Raw genomic sequence first — 1213 nt, 5'->3', positions numbered from 1 at the left:
TTATACAATTCTATATTAACCAGAATACTTTTCTTCCTGGTTTCATAATACGAAAAGAACGGCATATGGTATTGCATAGAGTTTGTTGCAAATGACAAATCAATTGTAGTTATGGCAGATGGATATCCATATGCCAAGTTTGCAGCAATAAGACTTAAAAATTGACTAAAATTATTTCGCTTTGATATAATAAAAAAGAAATTTACACATTTAGGAGGAAAGGCATGTATATAGATCTATTTGCAGGATGTGGAGGGCTTTCATTAGGACTTCAAAAAGCTGGTTGGACTGGCTTGTTTGCTGTGGAAAAAAATGAAGATGCCTTTTCAACGTTAAAACAAAATTTGATTATAAATAGAGAACATTTCCAGTGGCCTGATTGGTTGCCGCAAACAAATTTAGATATTAACGAATTATTAAAGGATTATGAGAAAGAATTAATGGGATTAAGAGGACATGTTCAATTATTAGTTGGAGGTCCGCCATGTCAAGGATTTTCTATGGCAGGTAAAAGAACTGGCAATGATGTTAGAAATCGTCTATATAATTCTTATATTAAATTTGTGGAAACGGTTGAACCAGAAATGTTGTTTTTTGAAAATGTGCATGGATTTACAGTAGGATTTAATAGGAAATATAAAGGCAAAATCACAAAAGGGGAACCATATTCTCAGAAATTGATTAAGCAGTTAAAAAAACTGGGATATGATGTAGAACATGATGTTATTTTAATGTCTGATTATGGTGTACCACAAAAGCGTAGACGTTTTATATTATTTGCAACTAAGAATGGAAAAGCTAAAACTTTTTTTGATAAACTTTATCAAGAAAAAGACGATTTTTTGCTAAGAAAAGGAATACATATTCCTGTTACAGTAAGTGAGGCAATTGGGGATTTGGAAAGACGATACGGAGAGGTGCAGAGTGTTGATTCTCCTAGATTTATGAATGGGTTATATGGAGAGGTCTCATCAGCTTATCAAGCATTGATGCGAAGTGAAATTGATGCGGCTGCAGTTCCTGATAGCCATCGATTTGCAAAACCTAGACAGGATACAATAGAATTGTTTGAACGTCTAATGGAAGTATCTGATGACTCAATTAGGATAACTCCTAAAATGGGATTGGTGGATGGTTTGAAGAAAAGAGGAGTAACACTGGTACTACGTCAAGAAAAAGGACTCATAAAATAGATAAATTTTAAATTCTAATG

Annotated in this window: 1 protein-coding gene; it reads left to right on the top strand. The window is 33.2% G+C overall.

Annotated features, from left to right (window positions below):
- Nucleotides 1-224: 224 nt before the first annotated feature.
- Entirely contained in the window at nt 225-1193 is a 969-nt protein-coding gene (locus tag KTQ83_RS11780) for a DNA cytosine methyltransferase (protein ID WP_217256945.1), read from the top strand.
- Nucleotides 1194-1213: the final 20 nt, after the last annotated feature.

Source organism: Holdemanella porci (assembly GCF_019052655.1).
GTDB classification, from domain to species: Bacteria; Bacillota_I; Bacilli_A; order Erysipelotrichales; family Erysipelotrichaceae; genus Holdemanella; species Holdemanella hominis.
Note: the sequence above shows the minus strand (reverse complement) of the source record. Positions and strands in the feature narration are given on the sequence as shown.

Bases quoted from the DNA above. Each gene is read 5' to 3' on its own strand.
- KTQ83_RS11780 (WP_217256945.1), top strand. From the start codon at position 225: ATGTATATAGATCTATTTGCAGGATGTGGAGGGCTTTCATTAGGACTT.